Here is a 26776-nt window from a genome sequence, read left to right on the forward strand (position 1 = left end):
CCAGACTAGGCCGCGCTCGGCGTCGAATAGCGCGCAGCGGGCACCGGCATCTTGGCTGTGGATGGACAGCGGTTGACCGGATAGCGAGCGGAGGTAGTGGAAATTAGGCTGCACGGAGGGGTCGACCTGCTGTGCATCGAACAGCCGAGGGTCGATGCTGGCGGCAAGCTGACCGCGCACGGACCAAACTTGCTGTGCGATCAGCATATCAAGCATCTCCTCTTCTGTAGCGCGGTTGTACTGAATGGCGCGCACGGCAAGGCCGCGGTTGTCGACTACTGTGACCGTCGGCGTGCCTGCGCAGCGCCGTGCGGTCGCCGCATCGGAAAAAGTGCTCATAGTTCTAGTACCTCATGCAGAGTATCGTTCAGATCTTCGGCAACCGTAAACCACGGGTAATAGCTATTGCGCCGGACATAACCGAGCGCAGTGACCATTTCCCGTTCGCGTCCCAGCGGGTCATAGTACAAGGTATCGGCATAGCTCCATTGTGCGGCGGAGGCATCGTATACAAAGCCGGGTCGATCAGAAAAGTAGGGCTGGTGGCGCCGCACCGGCAGCCCTTTGTTATTGTAATCAACAAGGCCTGACACCACCCAGCGCCAGTTTGGGGTGGTGTCGCGGAGCAAGGGCAGTCCGGTGTCACCGAGCACAAGTTGACCATTTTCATGGACGACAAAGGCCAGTCCGGGGACCGTTTTTTGCTGAGACTGCAGCTGGCGCCCAAAGCCATCGCTATACGCTAGCATGATCTGAATCTGCTGCGGGTCTAGCGATGAACCGAGCGCGAATTGCTCAGCGGACAAGGTGGCGGCATGCACTGGACTGCGAACCGTGGCGTTAAACAGCATTCGTATTGCAGTGGGAATGCCCGCAATATCTGGCCCGCCGGCGGCCCATTGTCGTCCTTTGGCTAAAATATGCCCCTGCGCAGTGATCAAATGCTGTTGCGTTAAAGTTTGCCAAAGCATATCCACTGTGGGCAAGGCTGTATAGGCGAGCAACTGCGCTCTGTCGATTTGGCCCATCCAACTGTACGGTGCATAGAGGCTGGCCGTGGCAGCCTGTTGAAGCGCACCTTCAGGGTCCGCCAATGCTGCTTCGATTGAGGTCATCGCCAGCGCATCGGCATTGAAGTCGACCACTGGCGCAAATCCCACCAGCACAGGGGTGTTGCCGTCTGCCGGCAATTGCGTTCCAAAGAAAGACGTAGCCACCACTCTGCCCAAGGCATCAAATAACACCTGTTGTTGGTTCTCGTTCACGTCCACCATCCGCCATGGAGTCAAAAACCGGTAGTCATAACTGGTCTCCGTTCTGAGCCCAACGGCATCGGTCACTGAGGTGACCACGCAGTCATACGCATCATAGGTGAAGCTTTCTGCTCCCACAATGAGCGTGCTTTGCTGGCTCCGCGGTAGATGGAATGGCAGCCATTCGCCAGCATCATTCACATAGGTCGTGTAGTGATGCGGAATGGCCCAGACTTTGCAAGCTGGCTCTCCCACCGCGCCCAGCACCAGTGACTGCTGACAGTAGCCGGCCGCGGTAAGTACAGCAGGAAGATCTGGGATACCTGAATAAACCGCTAGCATCTCATTGTCGAGTTCAGCGGTCTCGATATGATGAACCAGCGCGAGCGGCGGGGGCGGCGTTTCGACAGGAAGCGCCGAGGTACCGGCGGCGTTGAAATAGTAAGTAACCGTTTGACCGGCCAAGATCCGCGTCTGACTCGGGCCAAGCACGCCGTTTGGCAGACGCAGCGTCTCATAGTCAAGGCCGTACGTATTCGCAGGATAACCGGTGTAGTCGGTTGGATTGGTGATGACATTCTGTCGCTGTTGAGAGGGCAGCCCCAAACGCCACACCTGTGGACCTATAAGGTTATATACCGTCTGGCGTGTTTCAAGCAGTCGCAAATCCTGTTGGCTATCGTCATAACTGCTTAACCATTGCGCATTGGGGACGGTCGGAGGATAGGGATTGATCGTTGCTGGCGGGCGGCGCGGATAGCTGATCTCTACGCTGGCGAGCGGCGAGCAGAAGGCATCTCGCTCCAAAATAACCGTTTGTTGAACTTGCGGATCGTCTGCAATGCGATCGTAACAGACCGATAGATCCGCCAGAGCATTAGCAATGACGACAGAATAAGGATGTGTTGGGCTGGAGGCCTGCACCTGTCGCACTTGATACTGCTTGGTTGTGATGCTGTAAGGTATCCCGTGTTGAGAACTGTCATCCGCACCATAAACCTCTGTGCGGAGGACACAACCCGTTAGGGCTCGAAACAGCTGGTAGCGGGTTGCACTATCCACCTGCCCCAGCGCATCGTCCTGTTCCGTTACCGGATTAAACACCGTGAAGCGAGGAGGTCCAAGCGTGAACATGGCAGAGTCAATATAAGGAGGGATTGCCGGATTGGTTTCTGAATCTTCCACACCGGTGTGATACCAGGTTTTTGTAATGGTTGGTGCGGTATTTGGAATGTCGTCTCCTGTGGATGCGGCGGCATCGTCAGTATCCCACTGCTGCAAGAATCCAAAACCGCGAAACTCGCGATCAGCCCCCGAGTAGACGCCTTGCCGGTATAAAAAGCTTTTCGAAAGCGTGTTTCCGCTGACTTCGTCCAGGCTGGTCATATGACTTAACAACGGCATGGGAAATGGCAAATGACAGACACTCCGTGGGTTGGCTTGTTTTTCGTCCAACCATTCTTGTGCTGAACTTCGGTAACGCAGTGTTGTTTGCGCGCCCATATTATTGTTGACCCGCTCAAGCAGATAGGGGTTGCTATGCGAGAATACATAGCACCAATGAGTTGGCGCCATATGAGAGACCGTTAACACGAGGCTTGTCGTACCAGCACCATTCATATCGACAAAGCTGACTTGATCAAGCCTATCGTAAGTGATCCCCGCAGGCATAGGCAGAATGCATGGCAGCGTATCGAAGCCGTTGCCTGACCTGTTCAGGAAAATCTGAAAGTGGTCGGAATTGACATAAATTAAATCGGCAGCTCCTGAACCATCGATATCCGCCAGGAATACCCTTGCCGGATCAAAGGTATCAGGATCAAACTGTGGGGAGACAAGCTTCAAACGCTTGTCAAACCTCCCCCATCCGAGGTTGGGCCAGCATTCTACGCCGTCATAGCGCACCCGAACCAGATGCGACTGACCAGACCCCAGTACATCGCTGAAGGCAACCAGTGCGTTGGAATTGGATTCGAAAACGGGTAAAGGAGCATCGCCGACATGTGGGACATCGATGGGTGGAGCAAAGCCATCGGCCCGTCGATTGGGGTACAAGCGCACGCTTCTTGGACCAATCAATCCCAGGTCAGCCAGTCCCCCGCCAATCAAGTTTGCCAGTTGCGCAGTTGGATTCAGGAACTCGCTTGGAAACGCCGGTAGCGGAATAAAGTGAGACCAATGTCCATCAGGATTTAGCGTGAAATATCCGGCAAGGCCTGCTTGAGCAATGATCCAATCTAGGCGGCCATCGCCGGTGAGATCCATTAATCTCTTCTGTTTGGGAATCGCCGCAGGAACAAGTGGCAATGATTGCCAAGGGGCATACCCAATCGAATCTGGGCCATCATTGCCGCGCTGAGGGGCCTGATACCCCCAGTCATTGCCAACTTGGTACAGAATGCCAGGCACGCCTTCGCCGTATAGATCCACAATTTGGTATGGCGCGCCATCATTCCAGCCGGGAAAGGCCGGCAAACTTTGATAGGCATTAGCCGAAAAATCCGTATTGAACGGGGTGTATGTCAATTGCATTGGCGGCATTGACTGAACCGCACCACTTGCTTCGTAGGCGAGGTTTTGAGCGATGCACAAGCGGCTAAGCCTAGGGTTCTGCTCATAGCCAAACAGCAAGCGGCTCACCAGATACTGGTCACAACCTAGTTCCTCCGGAAAATGGTGAAACATCAAAACCTGATGGCATAGCCGATGGGTGCGGACTTCAAATCCCAGCGCGTAATCGGAAAACGGATCCTCTCGGCACAGCCAAGATTGTTGCGGGGCGTACGGCGGCTTCTGCATGGGGTCCAAAGTGCGTTCGCCGTAATCAAAAATCAGTGTAAACAGCCAGACAGGCATATCGCTAGCGGGGACATCGCCCCAAGCATAAAGCGGTGCATAGGGCGTGACATTCCCGTATTGAACTTGCATCAGATAGCGGTTCGCTGTCTGGCTGCGGGTGGACTCCAGTTCGCTTGGAGCAACATTTTCTGTATTTTCTCGCTTATAGGTGTAGCAAATATGCTCACCGTTTGGAGAACAGGACTCGTCCAACAGCCACTGCCCGATCTTATCTGGTGCCGCTGGATCCGCAATTCTGGATAATGGCGTTTTTCCCAGGCAGTGCAGTTGACCATCGCTGGCATGAATCAGCCAGAAATCCTCCTCGCCTCCTTCCCCCTGCCAATACTCAATGCGATCGAAACCATCCATGACTCTAGGAAAGTAGCGGGTGACCCTATAGGTTTCGCCACCCTGCTCCACTATCATGGCCACGACATTGTTCGCGTCGTCCAACTCAGGAGTCATCACCTCATTATTCGGCGCCAAATAGTCGTCATTGCTCTCATAGCGTGGCACCCCAGTGCTAGTACGCCGCCGTATCGTCAATAATGGCAAACCCCATCCAATGCCAAAGCAGCCATTGCCTTGAGCACTGCTATACTCCAGAGACAGATTCGGCGCATATCCTCGCCCCGGCGAGTTGGCGATGGGAATGGAGAGCGACGACTGACCAGTCGGTCCTCCTTGTCCAAGTGTTTCACCCATGCCGCAGATGGAACCGCCGCCTTTGGGGAGAGATGGTTGAGTCACTGCAACAGCTTCTGACTGGCCGATGGTATCCATCTACGTTCTCCGTGCTAAATAATTTATGTGTGGATAGGTCAACGCTGATCACTCCTTCAGCGTATAACGCAGCTGATAAATGACATCCGTCAGGCTGTTCACCAAGGTTCTCTGCGCAGAATCGAGGTCAACTTGGTAGAAACTCAACACCAGATTGCCACGCTGCGTTGACCTGCCTTCGAATGGCAGATAGCGAGCGGCATTGGCGGCATCCAGCGTAAATATGCCGATATCCTCAAGACCGGATGACAAGGCGATGGCTGACGAGGCGCCATCAACCTGCAGATCAAGCGTGGCATTGACATTTTGATAGGGGCCGAGCACCCCCGGCAAAGTCACCGCAATACTATAAAAACGTCCGGTTCTATCGGAGCTATTGCAGGCGGCAGCCAAATTCAACGTGGCGATATCCAAGGTGATGGTGAGTATACCTCCATTGGCATCTGAGTATCTGATGGCTACGCCACTTGCATTCGCAGGATTCGGCTGGTTCACGCCTTTATTGGCAAAGGCTTTGCTGATCAGAGAGGCGAGCGTATCGCTGGGAACGGCATTCACCAGCAACATATTGATAGAGGCCGTACGCTGCAGCTCAAGGCCACGCTTGTCATACTGAAGATAAGCATTTTCCAGACGCTGCAATTCCAGCATCAAACCTTCACCCGCCAGTAAACCTTGGTACAAATCATTCCAGGTCGGGGCGGTGAACAGATTCTGGATTCTATCCCCCCCGATCTCCCAAACCAAAGCGGCTTTTGCACTCAGGCATAATGGTAGGGTGACATCATATAGTTGGTAATACAGTGCGGATAGTCGTCCTGTCATCCAGTTATACAACGATTGCCCAGTAAAACGAGTAGTTTGCAGATTGTACACAGCCTCTTGATTGGCCCGTTCTAGAGCATTGAGTTCCAACTGCTTCTGGGCCATATTGATCTGCTGCTGCTGGGCGGCAATCTGCGCATTGAGCTGCTCCACCTCCGCGCTTGCATTGTCACGTTGAATTTGCCAGTCTTGTCGGCGTCGCTGGTATTGTGCATCGAGCGTCAAGCGATTGGCTGTTGTCTGCAGCGCCGTGCCAATCGTCGTCATTTCAAAGGCAATTGCATAGGATAACGCCCCCGGCTGTGCGCCCCCAAATGCCACCCCATAAATATTAGGCAGTGCCGCTAGGGCGGCGCCCACGGTCATAAAACCTGAACTTGATGTAAAATAGGCGCCAGATATAGTCTGTATATCCATCGCTTCCAGCTCTACCGGGGATAGCCATTCTTCATATAGCGCACTATAGTGAGCAAGCCGGTGATTTGCCCCATCCAGAGACTTTTGCAAGGCAGTAAGCGTATCCTGCTGCATCGCTACATTGAAATTCTGGATGCTTTGCGTCTGTATCAGCACATCCTTTTGCTGTCTTTGCAACAGCAACGTCATCGCTTCGCTGTCCCCTTTTTCTAGCGTGGCTAGTAATGAGCCGCCAAATTGCACAACACTAGCGGCGGCGTAACGTGCCTGCTCGAGAAGCACCGAATAGCGAAATTGACTCTGTAAATGTTGGCTTTGCACCGTGGAGCCGCCTGGGCCATTGCCTGCACTATGGCGAAGTTGTAATTCGGTGGGCGAGATGGGCGTCGCGTACGAGGGCAGCACCAAGGGCTGGCCATTTAGACTCAAATTATGACGCAGATTATAGAAGCGCACCTCCAGCTTGTCCCAATACAGGACCAAATCATCATTGTAGGGAGGCAGGAAATCTCCGTTTTGATTGGACAGAAAAGCGCGTAAAGCCTGTGTCAGGTAAGTGGGCGCCGCGGCATCGACATTATCGGCACCGTACACCACAATTTTATCGGCTTCATCGCCCAATGTGGGATCAGGAATGGGCCAGCTATTATTGTAATCAATCACCGGACGCGGTCCTAATAGCTGAAACGCTTGCTGATAACACATCTTGGCTTTCGCCAACGTATCACGCTCCAACTGCCGATAGTAATGATCACCCTGCTGGATCCACATGTTCACCGTTTTCAGAAAGATCGTCATCTTGAACTGTATCGGGTCGGCCATGGCAATCGCATCAGGATCTGTCGTTGGAGGAATAGCGGTGTTCCAGCTATCATCCTCTTGCAAGGGGACCACATTCCAATAACGCACATCACCATTTATGGTTTCGAGCTCGCCGTTATTGTCGCGGTATCCAATATTGCTAAAAATATATTGATACCAACGCGCCGCATTTTCATAGTTTTGTTCGACGAGGTAACGATCGGCTATCAGGAATGGGATATAAAAGAATATTTCCCAGAAATATAAACCATATGCGCTATTAAAGCTGATTGGCTTCATCTCCAATCCGTTGTTACCTGGAGTAGGCTCTATTGCACGGGTCTGTAGTGTATAACTTAGAACACCATCCACCCCGTATTTCTCAAGCTCAGAATAAAAAACTTGGCCGGTATTGGTGGATATATATGCCAATGACTCCCAGCGTCGCCAATCACTGCTATTTGCATATTCCATTTCATATTTATTAAACTGCAATAATGGATAGTTAAAATAACTTGCCGCAAATTGACGATTTCTTTCAAGATCGACCACATATAATTTAAAATCCTCTGGAACAGAATTCCTTACCATGATGTAGGAAGTCTCTGAAGTCCAGGTCAGCGTGGCGACACCATCGATGCTACGCGCAGACTTCAAATTGCCAATGCGAGTGCCATTGTTGGAATAACACTCATAGTCCAATGTAGTATAACTCGTCGCTATCTTGATGTTTGCATTGGCAATATTGATATTATCAAAATTAACACTCACCACAGTACAGCTTCGATTACCCACGATGAAACTATCCCCAACCATCACCCTGCTTTCCGAAGAAAATTCGTAATTCACATCTCTGGCAATGAAACCTGTAGGAGTCCATAGATCTCCTGCCATGGTCCAGCTTGAATCATTGCGGTATGCAAATAGTGCCGGCTCTCCCACTTCATCAGTGGCTTCGGCAAAGAGAATATATGTGTCGTCGCTGACATCTACGGCGCACCAGACACGACTTGGATTAGAAAAAGGAATGACAATACTGCGGAACGGGCACCACTTTCCATCCGCATTGAAATAGTAAATTTTTGCTGTATATGTCTTAGAGGACGTGTCATTGGACGTGTTATTATCAGAGGAATCGTCAATGGTGCAGTTTAGCCAACAGACATAGCAGCGTTGCTGAAACCAAAAAGGCGCGACAAAGCGACCTACGGCTTCGCTTACAGGGGCACCTATCTTGAGCCATTCACTCCAAGCGCCTCCGGTTATTTTCCCACTATCATCCCGTATCGACATATTACAGGAGCGAAAGTAATACTCATAAGGCTCTTCCCGCGTTCTGCCGACAAAATATATCGTATCAGAGCTCTGAGCGCTTGGAGTTAAACCAGCCTGATAAGCACTAATAATTTCCAGATTGGCTAGCGTTTCGTAAGCGGTCAAATATTCGGTAAATGCCTGATTTATGCGATTGCTAGTGACTTTCCCCTGATTAATGGTTTGCTCTAGCGCGGAAAATAGCGTGGATTTACTATAACGCAAGCTTGGGGAAATGTAGATTGATGGATAATATTGGAGACGCGCCTTGCCGGACCAAGTGGAATACGTTTGATTATAATCAGCCCAGTCATACAGAAATCCTCCCGGCCTAGACTCCACCACCATGGTTGAACCTGGCGCATTATCAACTTCCGGGTCATAGCCGCCTAGGCAGCGATTGATATACATTTGCAGGCTGGAAATGGTTTCGGCAATCCAGGTGGTATCCACTTGCGGAGAGTTTTTCACGTCTATCAATAGATAATCATAAAGATCATCCAAGGTTTTGATGCTTTGCTTTAATGGCACACCATTAACGGGTGTATTCGGTATGCAGTATTTGATATATGAAGGTGCGTAGGTGTCACGCGTGTCTTCCATATACTGCATGATCACCGTAGTCATCGGCTCATTCCAATCAATCTCGTTAGTGCCTTGCGCGTCTGTTATCGGCTTCAAACCGTTGATGCCAGACATCAATATATTGGCAACAGACCCCAGCAGCAGCGGGCTGGCCGCTTCAGCATCATTTAAAGACATCTCGTAAAGCTGTTCAATACAGAGACTCCCCACTTTCAGCTGTTCAGCGACACGCATCCATGTGTTCAAACGTGAGACTTGCTGGAAGGTACGTGGGAAACCGGCATAGGCGCCAGCATCGACCAGCCCTTGGTTCATTTGTGAAGCCGCATCTAACTCCCATCCTTGAATATTGCTGAGCAAAGTGATGGCTTTAAGCGATGTTTGATCAGATTGATTGGCGGAACGGAAGTAATCGAGGGCTTCAGCCTCGGACGAGCGAATATGCTGCTGCCAAGCTTTCAAGCGAGACAGTTGCAGCAGGACGGGGAAGGAGGGCGGCGGCGCAATATTGGAATTGCCATCCAAAAACCAATGTGGGGTATCCACAACTAGGGTAAGATCCTGATCACTCAATCTGGTCCAGCCAGCAATCAGCGCATATTGGCCTAAGGCATTGCTATAGCGCACTAGATCGGGCGCGGATGCAAGCTTTGCAGGGCTGGCAGGTTCCCCGCTGGAAAAAAAGGTATTGATTTCTTGCCAGAAATCATCAAGGCCGTATGGGGTGGGGACTTCTCTGGCGCTTGCTGGCAGACGGGTAAAATGCAGGTCCTGCCAAGACAGCAATTTTGACTCTACATTACTCTTGATCTGGAAGGAGCCGGCAATAATAGAGCACAACATATCTCGCAGCGATGGGCTCATCGCTGCATCTGCCGAGGAAGAGCCGCTTAAGGTATCATAAATATTACTGAGGAAGTTGAAAATCTCTGGAGTTGGTTCACTGCTATAGACATTGCTTACCATCATCATGGCCGCTTCCAGCGACAATCGATACTCATCCATCCATGACAGGACGCTTTCGCTCTGGCGGATGATATCAAGGGTTTCCAACGATGGCTGGCCGGCCACGACTTCTGCTAAATCGCATTGCGGATCCAATAGTCGCCACAATACGCATGCCTGCGGAAATGTAATGCCAAGCATGCGGGGAATGGTAGCCAAACGATACAGTTGTGCGTATTTTGCTGCACTCATGGTTACCACACCAGTGCTGCCGAATGCCAGTTTCGCCATTTCGCTCAGCTCATTGGACGATACCCCTAAGCCACCGCAAATCAACGCCGCCGCAGGATCGGAATCATTGGTGTTGAAATTCACTTGACCATTCAGTGGCGCGGTTTCCCCTGACGTAGGAGAGGTAAATAAAGTCTTAAACATGCTTGATTCATCGCGCAACGCATAAGTATTCATGCTGCCGATAAAGCAAGCAAACGCATTCGCCGAGATCGAGTAGCTGCTAGCAAGCCGAGCATATTCGGCGATAGCTTCCAATACCGGGGTATCAAGCTTCCAGTCACCGTCCTGTCGCTGCAAGGCCTGATTTACGTTTTTTATCAGCCAGTCAAGCAGTGGGTAATCGAGCTTAGTCTGTCGTTGTAGCCGCAATAGGCGCTCCGCGCGATCCGCCAGTGCAGTTGCCATCGCATTATCTGCAAAATTCAGCTCATATACCAGCGATGAAGCTGCTTGTGCATCATCCACGCTTGCTGCCGGTGCCACAAGTAGCGGTATTTTCGCGCTATTGGCCAGATATGTCTGGCCATATTCCATGACAGGAACCGCAGCCTCCTTGTTTGGATACGCATAGTAGCGGCTCGCTTGCAGCCCCGTGATGTCGTTGGTTTGATAATCCCGCTGTGCGGTCATATCAATTAATTGATTGAATGTAAGATTGGTTCTATCGGTAAAAACGGAAATTGGCTTTAACTCATTCTCGATATTGTTGCTGGGCAAATGATAGCGGGTCTGAATCTCGCTGGGATTCGCCGGTGCTGATACCAGCAAGGAATAAGCACCGGGCATTAAGCTTAGTTGCTCACGCGCGAATGGTGCAGGTGTGGTGTCATTGTCAGGGCTTGGGTTTTGATAATCAATAGGATTGAACATTTCCCATTGATAATCGGCCAGTGCCGACCAAACCGCTTGCATATCTATTTTAAGGGCTGAAAAGCCACAACGAATTTGCGCAAGATTATCATCATAGGGCAGATTCATCGGGAAAGTAATGGTCGCCAGATTTTTTTGAGATGACATTAAATAGCCATCCACCCCCTGACGCAAAATAAGATTGGAAATACCTAGCGCAGGCCCCTTCTGTGTCAGTGATTTCTCACTCAGAATGACATTTCGGATATCAGGACGACGCTGATCGATATTTAGTGGATTATTTGCAGTATGCAGCCCCTTGGCGATCTTATACAGTTCAGTGGCATAACGCCCAGGGGAAAATAAGGACTGGATAGATGTTATGGGCGCATACCATGCTGAGCTCGGTGGAAATAACTCTTCGAAGTCCGGGGCGCCATTCAAGCTGCGACTCAATGCTGTCGACAATGCTTTCGGCTGCGGATTGATGCCGAGTTTGGTAATGCCTTGCAAAATAGGGTCACGACGCGCCAGCATGGCTCGATACATACTGCTTAGCGTCTGAGCATGCAATTTTGCCAGGCGGTGAATCTGTCTGGTTCGATCTGAAGAAAACGACTCTAACTTAGCGATAAATTTTGCTTCTGATTCTGCAGCAATCTCCAAAGCCGTCTTATAGCCGAGGCTAATTATGGCATCAATGACTGCTTGATCATCACTCAATATTCCAAATATTTCGGAATTGTTATTCATCACGACTCCTCCATGTAGACTGTATTATAACGCATTTAAATCATTAGAAATTTTTTGTTCAAATCATCGAATGTTCTTTAGCAAGCCATCTTGACATTTAAATCACCGCCCCATAATCAGAATAATCATAATATTCGGTAGTCGCTGCGCTAGCTCCTGCAGTGAATTTACATGCGGCTCGCACCGACCCCATAGAATCTGTGCCATATAATTCGAAATCCACACGATTTCCTGAGTAGACCAGTATGCGGCCAAGCAGAATCTCCCCTGCGCGGATATAGAATGCCCGCAGATCGGCGTTTAGCTCGCCGGCAAGGGTGCTATCCGTGTAGAAATAGAAGGTGTCTTTGCCATCGCCTCGCAGCACGCGATTGAGCTCACCGGTTGCGCTATAATAATATCTATCCTCATTGTTCGATTTAATCAGGGTCGATAGCGCATTATCGGCGTTATAGCGCAGCAAGTTGAGATCTGGGTCCTTGCTGACATTGCCATTTTTATCATATTCGTATACCTTGCTTGCTTGGCCTGATGGAGGCGTAATACCACGGACGCAATCGGCCTTATAGTTATATCTATCTTCATATAGCTCACTACCAGTAGGAACTCGTACGATTCTGTCAAAATTTACAACGCCCTCTGCAAAATAAGTGGTTCTGCCCGCACCGTTTGCATCTCCTGATACAATTGACACATCCAGCATGCCGCCACCGTAGTTTTTATATCTAAACTCAAAACTATCAACACTATATCCATCATCCGCAGAAACGTCATCTCCATTATCAATACCAGAATGGGATGATGTGCTGGGTAAATCTCGTTTGCCAACTGTTCGCGACACCAGCTTTGAGTCAATATCAAACTTATTTTCCACATAGAAAACGATATCATCTGACGCGTCATCATCGTCATTAGTAATGGAGTACGATCTTTTGATTTCTCGACCACATTCATCATATTCAAATAAGATTGCCATCTTATTAATGGCATTAGTCACATCATCTGGCAGATCAAAATCCTCGATAGCCAAGGTAATCGATTGCACATTCCCACATCCATAGCCACCTGTACAGTCAACATATGTTGCAACAATGCTAATCACTCCTATACCAATGTTGCCAATATCGAAAGGAGCATAAGTAATCTCACTTACACGACCAGCACTGTTATAGAAGAAGTCACAGCGCAAATAATTATTATCGTCTTTGTCCTTTAACATCCATTGCGTTGGCAGGCCCAATAGCTTGGTGTAGTCAAACGACATCCTGTATTTTTCTACATCGTTATAAAACACTTTCATTAAAGTCATCCGATCAAAGCGATCGTAACTATAGTCGTACTGACATTGTTTGGAACCATTTGATGTCACACTAACCGAGGTTTGATGTAATAGCTTTGTTTGCTTATTATAGTCGAAAGCGACCGTCAAATCTGGAGCTTGGGTACTGCCACTGCCATTTGAAATTCTCTTATTTAGCAATAAACCAGTGGCACTATCATAAGAGTAACTAATATTGCCAACGCTTTTTGTTACCTTTGTTGGTAAATAGGGAAAGATATCATCGTTATATTCATAGTTCTCCGTCAATACAGTTTGCGGAGGCAGTGGTGATAGCACTTCCATCGGTGTAATCTGTTGCGTCAAGCGAGAAAAAACATCATATTCGCGTTGACTATCCATAATCGTTTTGTTACCTGGATATCTAGATGTGCATATCAGTCGCACCGGTAATTCCATACTGGGAATGTGCTTGCTGTATTGGTAAGTGCTATCCTGCATTGTTGCTATGAAACCATCTCCCGACAACATGCCTGCCGTTTCTTGCAAGACTCTATCCAGCTCATCGTATTGATAGTTTGTATAACCTAATGTTGATTTTCCTGTTGAAAGGAGTCGACCAAAACCATCATACTTATTACTGAGCAGTAATAAACCGCTGGGATCATCCTCAATATGATCGAGGCCAAATTCACCCAGCTTAATCTCGTCGATCGAGCCGTAATTATTCAACTTATTTAAATAGCAAATATCCCCGCCGCTCACCGAGTTAAATGAAAGATTATCTCTTTGATTTAACAGCTCAATCCAGTTTGCACCTGTTGCATCCGTTGTCACCCCTGAATTTGATAAATTAACAAAACGACTCGATATATCAATTTTCACCCACTCACGCATTGAGTTTTTGCCGCCATCTTTCAAAGATTCACTTAACAAATTACCATTGCCGCTATAAATATTTGATTTTGCAATCAGAAACCCTTCCGCATTTGGATCGATTAATTGGCCGAGCTGGCTGCCGGCCTCAAATATTCCTTGTGAAATGCCGCAGACCTGAAAGTCCCCACCCAAATAGAAGCGTAAATATATGCTGGCATCGTTGCTATCTATCGTTCTGAGTTTCTTGTAAGTGACAAGATTCTTAATACGAAAATATTGATAATCCAGTGGAAACTCAAAAGAATACTCTTCAGTCTCCGTATAAAGTGGCTTGTTCGCGAAAGAGATTTTCTTTTCTAATCTGCCATATCTATTATATTCATATTTTGTTTCAACCCCACTGGAACTCGTTTCGGTCACCACTAGATCATCCGCCAATCTAGTTGTTACGTTGCCCCCCTCAATAATCTTTGTGACTAAGACATCATCTATCGAGGCGGTATTTTTGGTGATTTTCTTGACACATACCGGCATTGTCGCATCCGACTCAGCATTTATTAATTCCCAGGTAAAATCAGTTGTATTGATAATTTTGACATCTTTCCCACCCTGTGGAACATTTTGCGAGATTGTATCTATTGAGGTCAGCGCACCAATTAAAATCCCACTTTGCTCCCCTTGTTTATAGTTGCAATCACTTAATGTCTGCATAATGCCCGCAACTCTAATTTTAGACTTGGCCGGAAGAACCATATAAGGTGTAGTTGTAATTTCGGACAGTGGACAGGTATATTGAATGCCATCGACTTTTTTATAAGTAAACTCTTCTCTTTTATTTGCCGGCAGTGGCTGGAGGCTCGATGGATTAGGAATGGTCTCAATGCTTTTCACATAACATGGCAATCCATTAAGCGGCATCGGACAACCATTCTCTTCATCATCGGTCATGGAATAGTATACGTAATTAGTCGTAATGCCAGACTCTTCAGTGATGCTCAATGTGTTACCATAAGAATCGACCGATCTGGTTTGTATTTTTACGTGACTTTCATCCAGTGCATGACTGGGCTCATCCATGATGTATTCCGTACGGCACTCGGTCCAATATTGGAAATTATTCTCCTGTGCACTAATATCGCCAGAATTCGTTGGATAGCTATAATTCACCAGCACCTGAGCCAAGCTGCCCGCATCGCGATATATGGATTTTTCCTGCGTGAGACGGTGAAATCTATCGTAAGTACGTATGATTTTTTTATCGAAAACACCGGAATTAACCCCATTTGCTATATCTGACGAACCGTGCACCTCGATAGTGGAATAAGTATAATCATTGCTCTTGATGATGCAGCCATCTATGCCAAAAGCCGCCAACTCACCAGTCGTGTAACCCGTAAAATTATTCGCATTATCTTCACCTCTAAATTGATAGCTGATAATGTAAGGAACGGCATCACGGCCTAGCTCTCCATTGCCGATATCGGTGATATATAGACTTTTAACTACAGGAATTTTGGCGAGAAAACGTACAATGCCGTCATCGTCATCATAAGTGATATCTCCATAGTTTAAGCTTGTGTAAGTCACCTTTTGTGTCAAACCATATGGCGTTATTGCTTCGAGCAACACTTTCTTCATCTCTTCAGCGCGCGAATACACCGCACCTTCTGGCTCTGCATATTGATAAGAGAATCTATATGATTTATGAGACAGTAAATCCTCATTAGGCAGGGAAACCAAGCTAATTACATAAAAATCTAATTTTACTGGCTTTGTTTTAATTGTCTTGGTGAAGGGTACCTTAATAACTTTAATCTTTGTTTTGAATTCTTGACCATATGTGGATTGTGTAACCGTGTATTCTCTGCCGTTGCCAGGGTTTTCTTGGTCGCCATAGTCTATGGTGATATTATTTTTATTATTACTACCATCCTGTATTTTTATTAGCCGCTTAAAATTATCATAGGAAAATGTCAAAATATGACCAGCAGGCGACACCTGTTGAACCAGCAGGGCATAGCGAAAATCATTAAAACCATCCTCTTGGTAGTACTCTCTCATGCCATTTTTGTATTTAACTTCCCAGCCCTTTGTTTGCCCTGGACCTGATGAAATAGGCGAAATAATAGTGTCGTTTATTTTATGGTAAAGCAGGAGGATACTTCTGTCTGCGCCACCGACAACATTAATAGTTTCAACCGCACCATCAGAGGTGAACCATTTATTCGCTGCCAGGTCGATGAATGAAGTATTAAAACTTGCACAGGATGGATTAATATTTGGCTGTTGAATACTGTTTTTCTTTAATATTTCCGAGAAGTTAGATGCTTTAACCTCTGCACTCGCGCCCAGTGTCAAAATTAATGCAAATTGTGCGGGTTGCTCGATGCCAATTTTTATGTCAGCCAACTTCAGATTGGCTTGGAACATTCCTGTTTGTGGCGACACGCTAGACATAAGCGCGGAAGATGTGAGCGCTTGTGAAAATAGGCTATGGTATGCAGTGGACATGACAGATTCCTTGATTTGGATGATTTATCGCGTTTCGATGATGGGCTAGCTGCCAGCCCATCTTCACGGTCACAATCAAATTTAATGTATCTGGGAGATGCCGTAATACATTGCTACGGCCCCATCTTAAACCGCACAGCGCTCCACACTAGCCTGGCAGCTAAGCCATCACGGAATTTGTCGTCGGCTAGGGTTCCAACGGAGTCTTCTGAGCAGCTGTTCACGATCTTACATCCCCAAGCGCGGATAGGGGACTCTCGAACTCACCGCCGCGCCTAAATCACTCAAACCAGGCAACTGACTCCTACTCTTGTTAGGTGTCATGGCGGTATTGTAGAATTGCCTTCTTGCTGTATTTCCTGTCCCCCTTTGGATAGATCGCAGCGGACCTTGCAATTTAGGCGCGGCCCTAGGGAATACCCTTGCCAAAACAGGCGCCGAAACCCCAATTGCAGAGACAGCAAGACCCACACCAAAGAGGCTTGCCCCGACCTTGGTGAGAACGTCATTTTCAGTCACAGCGCCGGCAAACGCCGTCACGCTCCCTCCTAGCTGTGTCAAACCACCCAAGCCAACCAATAGTTTGTTGCCTCCAGCTAAAGAGGCTCCTATGGGGGCCACCGGAGCTGCAACGGAGGCCGCGGCAACGGAGAATGCCCCCAAGCTAAATGAAATCTTTCCCAACTTATCCGCATAGTCAGGGTTACTAGATTCATAAGCCAATGAGGCTACTCCCGTGCCAATAGCGGCAGCCCCGGAAGCTCCGGCAAAAATACCCGCACCGACAGCGACGAGGCTAAGACTGGCCCCTCCAGTAGGGATGGCGATTATAATACCTAAAACAATTCCTAAGGCCCCAAGGATAATACCGCCAATGGCCCAGCTACTAGCATGCCCGGTTGGATCCGAGAGATTGATTGGGTCGAGGCAGCAGTATTGGTAACGGCTGACCCCACCCTCGCCAAAAGGACTTAAATTATCAGGTGAATAGAATGCACGCATCACCGGGTTGTAGAGTCGATAACCGTTACCTAGAATGTAGCAACCCGTCGCTTGATCATACGGATAACCATTAAACCCGATGGTGAGCATACTAGGGGCGGCTGGCGTATTGGTAAGCAAGGCTCTTGGAGCGCTCTCGGCTACGACCACCGGCTGGGATTTAGCGGGTGCTGGCGGTATCGTACTATGTTTCTTGACCATTTTATTTCCTCTCTACTCTCAATCACATCTATTAGGTACGTCATGAACACGCCGACTGTCTATCGATATCAGGCAGCGTATAGGCTAACCACATCATCAAAGGATCGGTTATCTTTTCCTCATCCGGCAAGGGGAATAACACAGTAGCCTTGGCAGGAAAATCTTCCGAAATTAGCGACAGCCACCACCACGGCGCAGCTGTCACGAATCACTGCGGGGGCAGTATAGACACCACTTGTTCTATCGATCGTTCCCGCCGTGCTCGGACTAACGATCCACTCAAGTCCGTCCATGTCTGGAAGGTCTTCCATGCCGTTATAATAAAGTTTTATTTGTTGAGTTTGAGAGGGGCCCAAAGCGGGAGTTAGGTACGGATCCACTTGGTAATTGAAGGTGTTGCCTGACTTCAGTATCACAATGCTGGAGCTGGCGGAGGAGCCGCTGACGGTATCGCTTACCCGGATCGTGGCCATGCGCACTATGCTGGCATTCATGTCGGCAGCTTCCGGAGGCACATAACACGCTTCCAAATTATTGTCGGGTGATGCCTGCAGGCTGCCGGGTCCCTCCAGTGTCCAAGTGAGCGACACGGCACCACTGGCGATGGAGTTCGCCCGCAGCATCACCACAGCCCCGCTATTCGACATCGTCTGCGCGAATGCTGGGAATACTGATATTGAGCTGCGCACGACCTCGATGACGGAGGCCGCGGTTCTGGTTTGCGGGGTGCCGGCATCAATGGTGGCGAGGACCATATCCCGATGCGAGGTCTGCGCGGATTCGATGTCGGATGGCGCTTGATAGCGTCCATTGGTATCGATGATGCCGGCTGGGCCCGCATCGATCGACTGCACAGACCAGCTCACGGTTTGCCCATTTCCCACCGGAGGCTGCAGCACAAATTGCTCACTGCCAGTCACCACCACCGTCGGCAGCAATGGCGTCAGCCGATAAGTGCTTTTTTCCGTATCTAGCTGGCCGAAGCAGGCCAGATCCCCAGGTAGAAATGCCTCGTTCAATTGCAGCGTATTTTTCTCGGGGAATAACAAATTTGCCAAGGTAAAGAGGTCAATTCCAGGGATGCGACAATTATTGAAACTTTGCACCGAAATTTCAACTTGCTCCGTAATCTGCTCGCGCACTGATCGTTGCTGTGCACTATTCACCCCAATCCAACCATCATTATAGACCGCCACTGTTGTATGATTACCACCTAACGGATCAAAGGATACAATATTGCCAGCGTTCATTTTTACCTGTAAATCTGAACTATTAGAAAACTGAATAGTAATCCGCTCATAACTAGTTTGTGACCCATATTTATCATAGGAAATATCAGTAAACTGCTGATCATAGGTCCGCGCCCAATTACTTCTAAGTCCATTATTTATTGGGATAAAACTCATGTCTTGGCATGGCAGTTCCAATGGCCCAGGGACAGTCGACTCAGTTCTGCCGGAAACTGCATAATGGGTTTGTAGGAAGTATGTAGGGGGAATCTGCAACGACCATTCAACTTTCACCCCGCCAGCTGAATAGGTCCCTCCTTCTTGGGCTCTCAATTCACATAGCTGGTCATTTGAATTGCCATTTTTAATATCAAACTGCAAATTGCTGCATATAGACATATAATAGGGCGCGACAAGGTATTTCATTACAGTTTTATTAGAAATCAATACCGTGCCGGAGTACAAGTCCTGTCCATCCTCCCCGGTATTGCTTGGAATCAGATATTGAAAATTTGAGCTATCTGTCGGCATCGTGCCATCCGGGTCGCTGGTGCTGCAAGAGGTCTTGATAAATAGCACAATCGCGCCATCCCCGTAGTCCGAGCTTCCGAGAGTCTTGTTGCCAGGGGCCGGTTGTGTGCGAACATGGAATGAAACCGGCGTCAACGCCGCATTGCCTTGTTTATCCAGCATGCTGAGTTGGTAGCGTTTCACTTCATCCGGGGCGCTGTCATAGCGGAGCTTGAAGAATTCGCCAATTTTTTTCTGCGCCGCTTCTTCCTCCACAAAATTAACCCGAAAATCATTTCCTTGGCTAATGTCCAGTAAGACTTCACCTTGCTCACCAATCTCCCCCGGCGCTTCCTCAAGCGGAATTTCCATGGAAAGTGTGTAAGAGCTGCCCGGCACAATGCCACTATATTTGGAAACATTCAGCACCGGCTCGTAACCTGATACCTCCGCAAATGCGCCGCTGACAAATGGCATGGTCAGCTTTGCCCTGGCGTGGCTCAGCGATGCATTTTCAAACGATAGCAATGGCTTGCCAAACACTAGGTTTGAAAATTCCATAGAGGTACCGCCAGCAAGTGGCTCGCTACCTGATATCGGCGGCAACACATTGTCGTCGCCGGTTTTGGTTACATATTGGTACTCCAGCAGCTTGTTGACTCTGGAGCGATCATAAGAAACTATCGAATTCCAGCCCAGAGTGACAGACCGGCCTTGCATCCATTCTAATAATTCATCGAGTTGCATGATCTGTTCTCCAATTAATTTCAATTTTTAATGACTTAGCGGCAAAAGCAACCTTTACCATAAGCAAAAATAAACAAACGTGATTACATAACATACTATTGTGCGACAAGGTTATCTCTGGATCGAGACAGCACATTTCATAACCTCCTCAATGGCGGTCAAGCATGAATGAGGATATTACTTAATTAATGATAATTTCAATTTTCAGCGACACAAGTCTGATTTCAGACCCTAGGACCCGGCCGAATAGAACATAGCACTGCGGCGATGGCGGGTGTAGATTGGCCTGCATGTTGGTGCTTGCGTGTGCCATCGGTTAACAGCGTTTTTCCCCATTCAGGCATGAAAACCGTGAAAAAAATCATCGACATCGAAAAACACTTCCACTAATTTATACATCGGCCTTCCGGTGTGATGGGGTTTCTCTTGGTCGAAAGATCCGATCACTTGGAGCGCTATTAGTTCAAATTTTCTTATCCCGAGTTAAGGTTAAATAGACTTTGGAGTTCTACAATTTTCTGGAGTCGTCACAAAAAATCCAATATGAGAGAGATATGGACATCGATAAATATGGAGAGGATTTAAACATAGAGCCATTACATGCTTGGATTCGTACGAATGGAATACGAAAAACAGCGTCGGCATATCTACAACTGGATGCTTGGGATGGTGAATATATCGTTGCAATCGGTGATGGATATTGGAAAGTCGGAACCCAAAAAAATAAAACTGTTTTATTTCTAGAAAAAGGGGAGATTATTACCTTTAATTGCCTACCCCCATTATCAAATTTAGATTATTTTAAATATGAAACCCTATCCACCTCAACTTATTACATCGTGGCGCTGGAGAAGATATTTGAACAGCATGAAGATATAGGACTCTTACGCTGCGTTTACCACGCTGTAGCTAATAATGCACAAAAAATTATATATAATTTATCAGCATTGCATGAGGGAAATGCCTACAGAGAGGTAAAAATGGCCATAGAATGGCTTTATGCACTTCCAGTAGAAATTAAGCGAAACTACAGCGCAATATCATTTATATTGGAGACAACGACTGTCTCTCGCTCACACGCACTCTCAATCTTGAAATCCCTCAGACAAGGTGGTTATATCGTCATCAGTGGTAGTGGGCATCTTATTAAGATAGAAAAAAAATTACCACTATCTTACTGATGTTTATCAGTGCTGTAACTCATCATGTACTGGTCAACCCAAATCGGACACTTTTAGTTGAAAATTTTCAAACTCTACAAGTGACAGATCGTCATTAGCAGAATGAATCCGCTCCAAGTGGCTTTGTTTCCTAAATCGAGTCAGCGAACAAAGCTCTCATCATTGTGCAAATATCAAGCTACACAGTGGGTTTCAGGTATACCTAGCCCAGTAAGCTTGTTCAAAGCCCTAATCATCGCGTAAGTTTCTCCCACCTGAGCGTTATAATTCCGCATGCTCAACGTGCCTCCTAGCAGTTGTTTTATCCTGTACATGGCGATTTCTGAGATTGAACGGCGATGATAACCATACCGTTTTTTCCACTGCTTATTTGAGCCATGAAGCTGTTGCCAACTGACGGCTAAGTTTCGTGGATGCCCTTGTTCCCATAGCGCAGCACCTTCCCTAGGTGGGATGAGCACTAAAGCGCGCTTTCGACGAACGACTTCGTGACAGGCTTTCGTGTCGTAAGCAACATCACCCGAGATATTATGGATTTTTCGATGGGTTTGCTTAAGTAAATTGGGTATCACTTCAGCGTCTGTGACACCTGATAAACTGAGTTCTGCGGCAATAATTTCATGGCTATGCGTATCTACGGCAATATGCAGTTTACGCTACACTCGGTGCTTTCCATCTGTGCCATGTTTCTTCACTTTCCACTCACCTTCGACATAGACCTTCAAGCCTGTCGAGTCGATAGCTAAGTACTCAATGGCGCCGCGAGTCTTGGTTTTAAAAGCAATATTGACCGTTTTCGCACGTTTACTGATGCAGGTGTAATGCTGGCAAGATAATGGGATTTCACCCAGTTTAAACACCGAATTGATAAAGCCCTGTAAGGCTCGCAGTGGCATAGAGAAAATACGCTTAACCATCAACGCAGTGGTAATGGCTAAGTCGCTAAACACTCGAGGGCGACCTTTCTTGGGCTGCTCGAGCTTGGCTTTCCACTTAGCAATTGCATCCTCATCAATCCAGAAGGTAAGTGAACCGCGGTTGATAAAGGCGTGGTTGTATTGCTTCCAGTGAGTTGTTTTATAGCGAGGTTTTGACACGGTTGATGGGTAAGTTGATAGGTGATGCCGATCAGTTCTGCGGCTACGGCTTTAGTTCAACCGATTTAGGAAACAAAGCCGTTTAAGTGCCTTAATTTCAATCTGCTCTGGTGTCATTGGAGCAAGCTCTTGGCGCTCGATTTGAAGCTGTGTTACCCACTTGCTGACTGTCGATTTACCCACGTTCATGGCTTTTGCCGCCGCTTCTTGTGTATAACCTTGAACAACGACTAATTGAGCGGTTTCGAGCTTAATGACTGCGCTATATCGAGCGGCTTTGTTTCCTAATAGTGAAATCCAATGTTTGTCGGGTTTAAATCAAAATAATATTCTAATTACAGATAAACGACTGAAGATGAAACAAGGGTTTTAAGCGCCATGCAGGCGCTCAGGAAGCACTCTGTAGTTATTTGTGCTTTTAGGAAACAAGCTATATCGAGCACGTTTAATTTTATTCATATTGTCACCTAAATGGGTTATGAGGGGATCATAACATTACTTATTAGGTGGCCAACATTAGTATTTCACAACATTTGTCATAAAAACCATTTTATTTAACAGAAGGATTTGAGATAATAATTTCGATGCTTAATATAGGGAAGTAAAGATGTATAATAAGTTAGTTTGTGACTCCTTCAATCGTACGAGAAATACTGCTCTGGTTAATCATAACACTGGAACGTTATCTCAAGTTTTTTCATTGGGGGTGATATATTGCGGCCACAACAAAGATGAACCTTCATTCAACTTGATTTTAGAACACATTCCAGGAAAGGTTGTACGTAACGCTTCAGAGTATTTTTTAGGATGGCGGTTCAATATCCCAAGAATTGATACTCAGCTAAAAACAGCTTTGTGCTTAAATAATGTCGGAGGGGATTTTACATTTGTCAGTGGCGATGCTGGTGATATTGCGTTAATTTCACACAAGTTAAAGAATGTTAAGATCGACTTTCTTACAAATGGCACATATCGTGTTGCACATAAGAATGGAACTATTGAGCTCTATAATGGTACTACTAGCAATGTATCTTCAATTATAAATAAATATGGCCACGTAATAAATTTTGAATATACTTCGGAAAATAAAGTTTCTCAAATATACTCAGTTGGCGATAATTCAAATAAAATAAGCTTCCACTATGAAGCCGATAAAGTTTTTATTTCTGAAAGTAATGGTGATGTAACTAGAACAGTAGTTATAAGCCATCACATTGATTTTGTCATATCGACCATATCCGATATAAATAATACGGAAAGATATACGGCATTTACTGGTTTGTGGGACGGATTTTGTGGCTATTATATTACTAGTATATTAAAATTTTACTCGCATTCCGCTAGGGAGGTTATCACTATAGATTATGACAACATTAATTATAGCGATAGTGAAATGGTTAAGGTTATTACCAGACTGATAAGGTCAGGATTTGAGAATGATGAGGATATAGAATATATATATAGTTATAGTGATAAAAATTATACAGGTTATGAACCTGGGATTCCACAGGTTCACGGTATTGATAATTGTATTCTGAAACAGCATGCGTATAGCTACACTGTAATAGAAAACTCTCTGGGTGTGGAAACGAGTTATACATTTAACAAGTTTCATCTATTAATAGAATGCGTTGAAAAAAGGAGTGTAAATGGAATAATTGAAAAGATACAAAAGACAAATCATTATAACTTAATACAAGGTAATATTTTTTCTCAACCCCCAATTTATAACTTAGTTAGAGAAGAAAATACAACTTTTGAATGTAGCAGCAGTGTATCTTACTTAAAATCATTTAATTATGATGATTTTGGAAATCTATTATCATATTCTGCTCAACAAGGAAGGGAAGAAATAACCTATGAATATTTCCCTTTTGATTCAGCAGAGGCTGATGGATGCCCACCTGATCCCGAAGATTTCTTTGTCACTCATATAAAAAAGATAATTTCAAGAAAAAAAACTTTAACACAAGTTAAATTTGATGTTAAAGAATTTACATATTTATCTGTCATGAGTTCTCCTTATAGCTCATTAATTATGGTTAAGAATTATACGAGGAATTCACTGAAAATCAGAGAATATTCCTATTTTGATCATAATGAGAGAAATAGTAAAACAATTGGGTTAGTAAAAAAGATAATAAATTTAAATCCATCTTGTTATGATATTGATGGACTGCCGACATTACCCATTCTTGATGATATTGTAACGACATATACTTATAGTCAAGTTTCTGGAAGTAATAGCAAAACTAAAGTAAAGGAGACAACAACATCTATTGCCGATGGCAGTAAATCATCCTATCTTATTATTGATGCCAATTATCATTTAAATGTAGTCGAACAGTCTGACTTCAATGGGAATATCACAAAAATAAAATATGACATATTGGACAGAGTGATAAAAGTTGATAAGGGAAACAATCCTGAAACTCAAAAAACTGAGAGTTATTCATACGAGTTTATTAGTGCAGGTCCATTTGCAAATTCTCATGTAACCACTCATACTGAAGCCTCTAATCGAGTGTTGATGTATTATTACAATGCATACAGTAATTTAACGCATGTAGTTGAAGTTAAAGATGAAATAGTCTTTATAATAAAGACTATAGAATATAATTTTCTTAATGTAATTAAAGTTACAGAGCGTGATGATGCTGGTATATCAGTAAGTACTCAATATGAACATTGCTTATTTGGAATATCAAAAGTAACGCATGGTGATGGTAAAATTGAAAATATTAACTACGATTTTTCACATCCTAACAACATCTCGATCAAAGTATTAAATAATAATACAGTTTTGAACGAGTCGCGTTATGATATATCTGGAAAGTTGAACAGCTTGCACAGGGATGGTGAAGAAATAGAAAACTATGTGTATGGTGATTTTGGGAGCGAACCGACCACAATAAACAAGCCGTTATACGATGGCCAGATTATTAATATTTTTGATGATTTTGGTCGATTAGATTCGATTATATCCTATAATTCAGGTAGTATTGAGTCTACTGTAGAGTATAAGTATCAATCACCTCAATTTGCATCTTCATGCTTTGTAAAAACAAGAGATAAAAATGACGGAATAATGATTCAACGGGTGAGGGATCATGATTGTTTTGGTAGAGTTAAAAAAGAAGGCTACATTAGTGATAACGAGGATGATTATTCTTGGTTTAAATCTTTTTCATATCAAAATGCTCATGATGAAATACCGCACAAAACATATCACTCTGGAAAGCTGTGTAAGGAAGTATTACTCGATAGAGTTCATAATAAAATCAAGGAAGAGATTATTTTCTCAGATATAGGGAAGCGTTTCAAATATGCATACAGTTACGATAAGCTAGGAAACTTGATCTCATCTGAGGAGTATATCTCAGAGGGTAGTGATACTTACGCACTTAGATCTAAATATACCTATTCATATGATGAAAGAAATAATCTAATATCATCATTATTTTCAATAGGTAACATAAATTATATATTAGAGCAGCAAAAGTCATCTTCTGGAAGGCTTATGATGGTAAAAAACCATTTGGGATACACTCAGCACTTTACTTATGATACAGCAGGAAGACTAGAAAATAAAACATATCAAGGACTAGGAATATCAATATCGGCTTTTTATCACCCTGACAGTGGTGAGTTAGTATCACTAAGATTGACAAGAACAGATTCTATTGGTGGAGTCCTTCAGCAAAATATTATTTTTTCTCATAATGATCACGGATTGATAACGAGATTGCAGACAAATGTTGTCATTAACACTACGACTATTGGTACAGTAGATGTTACAATTAGTTATGATAAAAATGGATTTGTAACATCACAATCAATCACAAGGTTGAGAGGTGAGAAAATACTAGAGGATTATGAATATAGAGGCTCATTGCCCTCCTTATCACGCCATGAAATATCAGGAAAAAATAACAATTATAGCTATCTAACACCTGATATGGTCTCCATAATTTCAAGTGGTCCAGACTCTTCGAATATTGCATTTAAAGCAACTTATCAAGAGGATTTACTTACTTCTTTTTCTATTAATAATATAAAAACGTATAATTTTTCCTCAGATTATATGGGGAACGTCCTAGAAAATGAACGAAATGAACATTTGAGCTATGATAGAGATAATAGATTGATTCTAGGAAGTTCAATGAGTACTGAATATCATTATAATCCATCGGATAGAATTAGCGGTATTTACCACAATAACGACTTGTCAATAGATTATGTGTATCTTGGGGAACATCTTCTCGGAGAGGTCTGTGGTGAACAGAAATCATTATATATTACTTTCGGAAAGTTCAAGATTGGAAGAATAATAAAGAGTGGTTCAAATGTAGAGTGCGAACTGTTTGGTATTGACCCTCACAACACTGTATTAATGGTTGTCGAAAATGATATTGATAGCACTGTTGCACACTATTATAAATATACTCCCCACGGTGAAAAAACAGTATGGAATTAAGTA

General features: G+C 45.5%; 8 protein-coding genes and 4 pseudogenes. 2 read left to right on the forward strand and 10 right to left on the reverse strand.

Annotation, left to right across the window (positions count from 1 at the left end):
• The 8 genes and pseudogenes from ACHA99_RS06905 to ACHA99_RS06940 form a co-directional block, all read right to left on the reverse strand.
• The coding region (locus tag ACHA99_RS06905) for a hypothetical protein (RefSeq protein WP_393941845.1) at positions 1 to 339 on the reverse strand (339 nt) is incomplete at its 3' end.
• Positions 336 to 4877, reverse strand: a complete 4542-nt coding sequence (locus ACHA99_RS06910) for a SpvB/TcaC N-terminal domain-containing protein (RefSeq protein ID WP_393941847.1) — start codon at positions 4875 to 4877, stop codon at positions 336 to 338. The genes ACHA99_RS06905 and ACHA99_RS06910, both read right to left, overlap by 4 nt.
• Positions 4878 to 4925: 48 nt before the next feature.
• Positions 4926 to 11660 carry a neuraminidase-like domain-containing protein gene (locus tag ACHA99_RS06915; protein WP_393941849.1) on the reverse strand — a complete coding sequence of 2245 codons (6735 nt, stop codon included), beginning with the start codon at positions 11658 to 11660 and terminating at the stop codon, positions 4926 to 4928.
• 97 nt (positions 11661 to 11757) lie between these two features.
• The gene (locus tag ACHA99_RS06920; protein ID WP_393941852.1) at positions 11758 to 16329 is read right to left on the reverse strand and encodes a hypothetical protein; all 4572 of its coding nucleotides are present in this window, start codon (positions 16327 to 16329) and stop codon (positions 11758 to 11760) included.
• 228 nt (positions 16330 to 16557) lie between these two features.
• A complete protein-coding gene (locus tag ACHA99_RS06925) occupies positions 16558 to 16869 on the reverse strand; it encodes a hypothetical protein (RefSeq protein ID WP_393941866.1) in 312 nt (103 codons plus the stop codon).
• 363 nt (positions 16870 to 17232) lie between these two features.
• A pseudogene (locus ACHA99_RS06930) lies at positions 17233 to 17532 on the reverse strand (RHS repeat-associated core domain-containing protein); the annotation flags it as partial.
• Positions 17533 to 17651: 119 nt separating this feature from the next.
• The gene (locus ACHA99_RS06935) at positions 17652 to 20018 is read right to left on the reverse strand and encodes a hypothetical protein (RefSeq protein ID WP_393941854.1); all 2367 of its coding nucleotides are present in this window, start codon (positions 20016 to 20018) and stop codon (positions 17652 to 17654) included.
• 275 nt (positions 20019 to 20293) lie between these two features.
• A pseudogene (locus ACHA99_RS06940) lies at positions 20294 to 20405 on the reverse strand (IS982 family transposase); the annotation flags it as partial.
• Positions 20406 to 20572: 167 nt separating this feature from the next.
• On the opposite strand from ACHA99_RS06940, the gene ACHA99_RS06945 reads away from it, so the two are divergent.
• Positions 20573 to 21199 (forward strand): helix-turn-helix domain-containing protein, encoded by a 627-nt coding sequence (locus tag ACHA99_RS06945; protein ID WP_393941856.1) that lies wholly within the window; start codon positions 20573 to 20575, stop codon positions 21197 to 21199.
• A gap of 173 nt (positions 21200 to 21372) precedes the next feature.
• On the opposite strand, the pseudogene ACHA99_RS06950 reads toward ACHA99_RS06945, so the two are convergent.
• Both ACHA99_RS06950 and ACHA99_RS06955 read right to left on the reverse strand, forming a co-directional pair.
• Positions 21373 to 22296, reverse strand: a pseudogene (locus ACHA99_RS06950) (IS5 family transposase).
• A gap of 78 nt (positions 22297 to 22374) precedes the next feature.
• Positions 22375 to 22593, reverse strand: a pseudogene (locus ACHA99_RS06955) (transposase); the annotation flags it as partial.
• 310 nt (positions 22594 to 22903) lie between these two features.
• On the opposite strand from ACHA99_RS06955, the gene ACHA99_RS06960 reads away from it, so the two are divergent.
• Positions 22904 to 26773, forward strand: coding sequence for a hypothetical protein (locus ACHA99_RS06960; protein ID WP_393941858.1), 3870 nt, complete (start codon positions 22904 to 22906; stop codon positions 26771 to 26773).
• Positions 26774 to 26776 lie beyond the last annotated feature (3 nt).

The organism is Shewanella sp. S23-S33 (genome assembly GCF_043359565.1).
In the GTDB taxonomy this organism is placed as follows: domain Bacteria; phylum Pseudomonadota; class Gammaproteobacteria; order Enterobacterales; family Shewanellaceae; genus Shewanella; species Shewanella oncorhynchi.